This window comes from Stenotrophomonas veracruzanensis (genome assembly GCF_032911525.1).
GTDB lineage: Bacteria > Pseudomonadota > Gammaproteobacteria > Xanthomonadales > Xanthomonadaceae > Stenotrophomonas > Stenotrophomonas africana.
The window spans coordinates 23,583-30,574 of the sequence record NZ_JAWJTI010000042.1; the positions used below are offsets into that span (position 1 = coordinate 23,583).

Sequence of the window (6,992 nt, forward strand, 5' to 3'; positions counted from 1 at the left end):
TGACGGATCGACTATAGCAGCGGTTTGCACGGCCGTTGTTACACGCGCACACTGCCCGGATGGGCGCCATCTTCCACCTGCGGCACTACGGACAGGCCACTGGCCTGGACCGGCATGACTATGCGCAATGGGTGCTGCCGCTGCAGGGCGAGCTGCAGTTCGAGATGGAAGGGCGCGGTGGTCGGCTGGACCTGCTGCAGGGGGCTTTTGTTGCCGCTGGCGAAGCGCATGACCAGATGGCGGATGGTCCCAATGGTTTCGTGATCGTTGACTGTGCTCCGGGCGTGCTTGATGACGGCACGCAGGAGTATCTGTGCCGTCAGCGCTGGCTGCATCTGCCGCTGGGGCTGCGCCGCTGCCTGGCCGAGGTGCAGGCTGGGCAGCCGGTGCCGGCCCTGTTGCCGCAGCTGCTGCAGCTGTTTGCACCGGCCGGCAGTGGCGCGCGCATGCAGGGACTGTGCGCGGCGGTGCAGAAAGATCCGGGCCAGGCGTGGCCGGTGGCGCGCATGGCCGGATTCGTCGGGGTCAGCGAGAGCCGGTTGCACGCGCTGTTCCAGCGTGATTTTGGGCTAAGCCCGCAGGCCTGGCTGAGCGCGTGCCGGTTACGCTGGGCCAAGCATCAGCTGCGAACCAGCACGGCGCCGATCAGCGATATCGCGCTGGCCGCAGGCTATTCCGAGCAGAGCGCACTGACCCGCGCGCTGCGCCGCGAGTGTGGCCAGACCCCGGCCGCGTGGCGCAGGGGCGGCGGCTGACTTGTAGAGCCGAGCCCACGCTCGGCTGTCCTTGTCTGCACAGTGGCCAATCGCAGTCGAGCATGGCTCGGCTCTACAGAGATGACAGGGCAGTAGCCTCGGTCAAGAGTGCCTGTCGGCCAGCGCTTACACTGCGCGGCCCGTTCTCTCCCCCCCGAAGAACCCGAATGCGCAACAACCCGATGGCCCTGGGCATCGCCAATGGCGTTGCCGCCGGCGCGCTGTGGGGCGTGGTTTTCCTCGCGCCCGCCGTGCTGCAGTCGTTCAATGCCCTGCAACTGTCAGCAGGTCGCTATCTGGTCTACGGCCTGATCGCCGTAGCCCTGCTGCTGCCGCGCTGGAAGCGGCTGGCCCCGCGGCTGGGCCGCGCCGAATGGATCGGCCTGCTGTGGTTGAGCCTGGCCGGGAATCTGGTGTACTTCCTGCTGCTGGCGACGGCGGTGCAGTGGGCCGGTGGCGCGGCGGCGTCCTTGATTGTCGGCCTGATTCCGGTGGTGGTCACTCTGGTTGGCGTGCGCGAGCAGGGCGCTGTACCACTGAAGCAGCTGTTGCCGGCACTTGGGCTGTGCGTGCTGGGCGTGGCACTGGTTGGCTGGGAAGCGCTGATGTCCGAGCACCTGGCGACCCCGTGGCGGCAGCGCCTGATCGGCCTGCTGTGTGCATTCGGCGCGCTGTTCTCGTGGGCGCTGTACTCGATCGGCAACAGCCGCTGGCTGGCGCGCCGGCCGGATCTGTCCGGCTATGACTGGTCGCTGCTGACCGGCGTCACCACCGGCGGCCTGGCCCTGCTGCTGGTGCCGATGGCCTTCTTCGGTCACACCAGCAGCCACACAACGGCACAGTGGGGGGGCTTCTGGGCGATCAGTGCAGGCGTGGCGGTGGTGGCCTCGATCCTTGGCACTGCGTTCTGGAACCGCGCCAGCCGCCTCCTGCCGCTGACCCTGACGGGCCAGATGATCGTGTTCGAGACGCTGTTCGCGCTGGCGTATGCCTTCGCCTGGCAACAGCGCTGGCCTTCGCTGCTGGAAGCACTGGCAATCGTGTTCCTGGTGGCCGGCGTGATGATGTGTGCGCACGCGCACCGCACGCCGCGCGCGATCGCCGAACATGCGGGCTGAATGCCCTCGTCAGGCGTGCTGATGCCGGCTTGGTCTCAGATGCAACCAATTGCCGGCACGTTGGGCGATGATCGCGGCAATGATTTTTTGCATCGCAGCACTTGACAGCGGGCCGGCGCACAGTGTTTTCTGTGCGCCATGGTCCTTGATGCCGCCCACGCCAGCCTGATCGCCCCCGCCATTGCGGGCCGTTCGACTGCGCCGGTCGCCACCACCACCATTACCACCACCACCGTCACCACTGCCCTGGTGCGGCCCGTCGTCTTCGTGTAACTCCCGAAAACCACGGCCCCGCACCATACAGGTGGCGGGGAAACTCGACACCTGCATGCGACGGGGCCTCCTACCGAGGTCTGCATGTCTTCCCACGCCCCCGCTCATCCCGTTGCCCCGGCCGACCTGGCTGCGCCGTCCACTGTCGTGCACAAGTTCGGCGGCACCTCGGTGGCCGATGCCGAACGCTATCGCCATGTTGCCGGCCTGCTGCGGGCCCGTCCCGAATCGCTGCAGGTCACTGTCGTCTCGGCGATGAAGGGCGTCACCGACGCCCTGATTGAACTGGCGCAGCTGGCGGCCAGGGGCGACGAAAGTTGGCGCGAGGCCTGGCATGCACTGCGCGCACGCCATCGTGGCGCTGCCGTGGCGCTGTTGGGCGAGCAGGTGGGCGAGACCGTGGAATGGATCGACGCCCGTTTCGAGCAGCTGGCCGAAGTGCTGGCGGCGCTGGCGGTGATCGGTGAACTGCCGCGCGAGGTGCTGGACCGCGTGCAGGGGCAGGGCGAAGTGTTCTCCGCGCAGCTGCTTGGCACCCACCTGCGTTCATTGGGCGAAGACTGCGCGGTGCTCGATGCGCGAGATGTGCTGGTGGTCGGGCATGGTGAACTGGGCGTCGATGTCGACTGGGAAGCCAGTGCCGACCGCCTGGCCAAGTGGCGCCTGCAGCACCCACAATCGCGCCTGGTCGCCACCGGTTTCGTCGCGCGCGACCGCGATGACCGCATCACCACGCTCGGTCGCAACGGCAGCGATTACTCCGGCGCGATCTTCGCCGCGCTGTTCAACGCCGATGAACTGCACATCTGGACCGACGTCGACGGCGTGCTGTCGGCCGACCCGCGGCTTGTGCCCGAGGCGGTGCAGCTGGAGTCGCTGAGCTACGACGAGGCCTGCGAACTGGCCTATTTCGGCGCCAAGGTGGTGCACCCGCAGACGATGTCGCCGGCTATCCGCCTCGGCCTGCCGATCTTCATCCGCAATACCTTCCAGCCGGCGCATCCGGGCACGCGCATCAGTGCCGAACGCTCGCCGCGCGGGCCGGTGAAGGGCCTGACCCTGAGCCCCGGGCTGGCTCTGCTGAACCTGGAAGGCACCGGCCTGATCGGCGTTCCCGGTACCGCCGAGCGCGTGTTTGCCGCCCTGCGCCAGGCGCAGGTGTCGGTGGTGATGATCTCGCAGGGTTCGTCGGAACATTCGATCTGCTGCGTGGTGCGCGCCGCCGAAGCAGCGCGTGGCCGTGAGGCATTGCTGCACGCGTTCGCGCATGAGTTGTCCGTGGGCCAGGTGCAGCGCGTGCAGGTCAGTGAGGGCGTCAGCGTCCTGGCGGCGGTGGGTGACGGCATGGCCGGGCAGCCGGGTGTGGCCGCACGCCTGTTCGAGGCACTGGGGCGTGCGCAGGTGAATATCCTGGCGATCGCGCAGGGTTCGTCCGAACGCAACATCTCGGTGGCGGTGGACAGTGCCGATGCCACCCGTGCGCTGCGCGCGGCGCATGCCGGCTTCTGGCTGTCGCCGCAGACGTTTGCGGTCGGTGTGATCGGGCCGGGCAATGTCGGTGCCGCGCTGCTGGACCAGCTGCTGGCGGCCCGTCCGCAGCTGCTGGCCAAGGCCAATGTGGATCTGCGCCTGCGCGCGCTGGCCTCGCGTTCGCGCATGCGCCTGGAAGTGGATGGTCTGCACGCCGACTGGCGGGAGGCATTGCAGGACGCGGGCGAGTCCAGCGATCTGGATCGCTTCACCGAACACCTGCTGGCCGCGCACCTGCCGCATGCGGTGGTGATTGACTGCAGTGGTAGTGCCGATGTGGCCGAGCGCTACGAGGGCTGGTTGGCGGCCGGCATCCACGTGGTCACCCCGAACAAACAGGCCGGCGCCGGGCCTCTGCCGCGCTATCAGCGCATCCGCGCCGCCGCGGCGGCCAGTGGCGCGCGTTTCCGCTACGAGGCCACGGTGGGCGCAGGTCTGCCGGTGATCACCACGCTGCGTGATCTGGTCGATACCGGTGATGAAGTGCTGGCGATTGAAGGCATCTTCTCCGGCACGCTGGCGTGGCTGTTCAATCGCTTCGATGGCAGTCAGCCGTTCTCGCAGCTGGTCGCGCAGGCGCGGTCGATGGGCTACACCGAGCCGGACCCGCGCGATGATCTTTCGGGCGTGGACGTGGCGCGCAAGCTGGTGATCCTGGCCCGCGAGGCCGGCCACGCACTCAGCCTGGAACAGGTACAGGTGGAAAGCCTGGTGCCGGCGCTGTTGCGCGATGGCAGCGTGGATGACTTCATGGAGCGGCTTGGCGAGTCCGATGCCAGCCTGCTGCAGCGCCTGCAGGACGCGCGGGCCCGTGGTGCGGTGCTGCGCTATGTGGCACAGCTGGGTGCCGGCGGCGCCTCGGTGGGCCTGCAGGAGCTGCCTGCCGACCACGCCTTCGCCAACCTGCGGCTGACCGACAACGTGGTGCAGTTCCGCACCCGCCGCTACTGCGACAACCCGTTGGTGGTGCAGGGGCCGGGGGCTGGCCCGGAAGTCACGGCGGCTGGCGTGTTCGCGGACCTGCTGCGGGTGGCTGCCGGCGAAGGAGCGCGTCTGTGATCGCGCGTGCGTTCGCGCCCGCCTCGGTGGCCAACGTGGCGGTGGGCTTCGATATTCTTGGTCATGCCATCGCCGGTGTTGGCGATACCGTGATCGTGCGCCGCATCGATGAGCCGGTGGTGCGCATCGAAGCGATTCGCGGCAGCGTCGTCGAGCTGCCACTGGATGCGGCTGGAAACACCGCGGGTGCTGCATTGATGTCGCTGCGCGCAGGGCTGGCCCTGGACTTCGGTTTCGCGGTGGAGATCGACAAGGGCATTCCGTTCGGTTCCGGCATGGGCGGTTCGGCAGCGTCGTGCGTCGCTGCGCTGGTTGCCGCCAACGCACTGCTGGATACGCCGCTGTCGCGCGAAGCGCTGTACCCGTTTGCGCTCGATGGCGAGGCTGTGGCCAGCGGTGGCCGTCACGGCGACAACGTGGGGCCGCTGCTGCTGGGCGGTCTTGCACTGTGCACGGCCGACCGCCTGCTGCCGATTCCGGTGCCGGCAACCTGGCACAGCCTGCTGGTGCATCCGCATGCGGTGCTGGAAACACGCCGCGCACGCCAGGTGCTGCAGGGCAGCTACGCGCTGGGTGAATTCGTGGCACAGAGTGCGAACCTCGCGCTGGTACTCAGTGGTTGCCATCGTAGTGATGCGGCGCTGGTGCGGGCTGGACTACGCGATGTGCTGGTGGAACCACGGCGGGCCGGCCTGATTGTGGGCTTCGAGGCAGCACGCGATGCAGCACTGTCGGCACAGGCAATGGGGGCAGGCATCTCCGGTGCCGGTCCGAGCGTGTTCGCCTGGTTCGAGGATGCCGACCAGGCCCGCGCCGCTGCCGCACCGGTGCAGGCGGCATTCGCCGCTGCCGGTTTCGACAGCGATGCCTGGGTGTCGCCGCTGGATGCACCGGGAGCCCGCTTGTGCTGAATCCTTCCCCTCTACTGGATACTCAACCCATGCAATTTGTTTCGACCCGTGGCCAGTCCCCGGCTGTTGGCCTCAGTGCGGCGATCGCTGCAGGATTGGCGCCCGACGGCGGACTGTATGTACCGGAGTTGCTACCCGCGGCCAGTGAGCTGCGGGCCGGCGCGACGTTGGCCGATACGGCCGCGGATCTACTGGCACCATTCTTCGCCGGTGATGCTCTGGAGGCAGCCCTGCCATCGATCTGTCGTGAGGCGTTCGACTTTCCGGTGCCGCTGCGGCCACTGGGCGACGGTGACCATGTGCTGGAGCTGTTCCATGGGCCAACGGCGGCGTTCAAGGATATCGGTGCGCGCTTCCTGGCCGGAACACTGTCGCGGCTGCAGGCCGGCAAGAACCGCGACCTGACCATTGTTGTCGCCACCTCCGGCGATACCGGTGCCGCCGTTGCTGCGGCCTTCCATCGCCAGCCCGGCGTGCGTGTGGTGGTGCTGTATCCGGACGGCCGCGTGTCGCCGCGGCAGGCGCACCAGCTCGGTTGCTTCGGCGACAACATCCAGGCGCTACGCGTGGCCGGTGCCTTCGACGACTGCCAGGCGATGGTCAAGCAGGCGCTGGCCGACCGCGAACTGCAGGCGCAGGTGCCGCTGAGTTCGGCCAACAGCATCAGCCTCGGCCGCCTGCTGCCGCAGATGAGTTATTACGCGCATGCGGCGTTGTCCCATTACGCGACGCACCGTCGCCGGCTCAACCTGGTGGTGCCGACCGGCAACCTTGGCAATGCGATGGCGGCCGTGCTGGCGCGCGCGCTGGGCGTGCCGATCGGGCAGATCGTGCTGGCCACCAATGCCAATGCGGTGCTGCCGGCGTACTTCAATGGTGGCGACTACCAGCCGCAGGCCAGCGTGGCCACCGTTGCAAACGCAATGGACGTAGGGGCGCCCAGCAACTTCGAGCGCCTGCGCTGGCTTTACCAAGGAGATGACGACGAGCTGCGCGCTGCCTTCCGCGCGTTCGCGGTGGACGACGTGACCATCCGCGCGACGATTGCGGCGGCGCACGCCAGCAGTGGTGAATTGTTCTGTCCGCACACGGCGACGGCGGTGAAGGTGCTGCAGGACCTGCGCGCGCGCGGAGCCAGGGGCGACTGGGCGGTGGTGGCTACCGCACATCCGGCCAAGTTCGAGGCAGTGGTGGAGCCGCTGATTGGCGAATCAGTGGCCGTGCCGCCGGCGCTGGATGCGTTGCTGCAGCGGCCCGCGTACGCGGAACCGTTGGCCGCGGATTACGCTTCTTTGCGTGAGGTGTTGCTGCGCTGATCGGAGATGGACGCAGTTGCCGGCCAGCGG

6 protein-coding genes are annotated in these 6,992 nt (G+C 68.1%); 5 read left to right on the forward strand and 1 reads right to left on the reverse strand.

Going from position 1 to position 6,992, the window contains the following annotated elements:
• Window positions 1-59: 59 nt before the first annotated feature.
• Both R1H25_RS18215 and R1H25_RS18220 read left to right on the forward strand, forming a co-directional pair.
• Window positions 60-755 carry an AraC family transcriptional regulator gene (locus tag R1H25_RS18215; RefSeq protein ID WP_317224280.1) on the forward strand — a complete coding sequence of 232 codons (696 nt, stop codon included), beginning with the start codon at window positions 60-62 and terminating at the stop codon, window positions 753-755.
• A gap of 167 nt (window positions 756-922) precedes the next feature.
• Window positions 923-1,873 carry a DMT family transporter gene (locus tag R1H25_RS18220; protein ID WP_057500976.1) on the forward strand — a complete coding sequence of 317 codons (951 nt, stop codon included), beginning with the start codon at window positions 923-925 and terminating at the stop codon, window positions 1,871-1,873.
• A gap of 9 nt (window positions 1,874-1,882) precedes the next feature.
• Here the strand turns inward: R1H25_RS18220 and R1H25_RS18225 are convergent, their stop codons facing one another.
• Window positions 1,883-2,203, reverse strand: coding sequence for a hypothetical protein (locus tag R1H25_RS18225; protein ID WP_162292111.1), 321 nt, complete (start codon window positions 2,201-2,203; stop codon window positions 1,883-1,885).
• 27 nt (window positions 2,204-2,230) lie between these two features.
• On the opposite strand from R1H25_RS18225, the gene thrA reads away from it, so the two are divergent.
• The 3 genes from thrA to thrC are packed head-to-tail and all read left to right on the forward strand — an operon-like array spanning window position 2,231 to window position 6,962.
• Window positions 2,231-4,735: a bifunctional aspartate kinase/homoserine dehydrogenase I gene (thrA, locus tag R1H25_RS18230; protein ID WP_317224281.1), complete on the forward strand. Its 2,505-nt coding sequence runs from the start codon at window positions 2,231-2,233 to the stop codon at window positions 4,733-4,735.
• Window positions 4,732-5,646: a homoserine kinase gene (locus tag R1H25_RS18235; RefSeq protein WP_317224282.1), complete on the forward strand. Its 915-nt coding sequence runs from the start codon at window positions 4,732-4,734 to the stop codon at window positions 5,644-5,646. Before thrA ends, R1H25_RS18235 begins: the two co-directional genes overlap by 4 nt.
• A gap of 29 nt (window positions 5,647-5,675) precedes the next feature.
• Window positions 5,676-6,962 (forward strand): threonine synthase, encoded by a 1,287-nt coding sequence (thrC, locus tag R1H25_RS18240; protein WP_317224283.1) that lies wholly within the window; start codon window positions 5,676-5,678, stop codon window positions 6,960-6,962.
• Window positions 6,963-6,992: the final 30 nt, after the last annotated feature.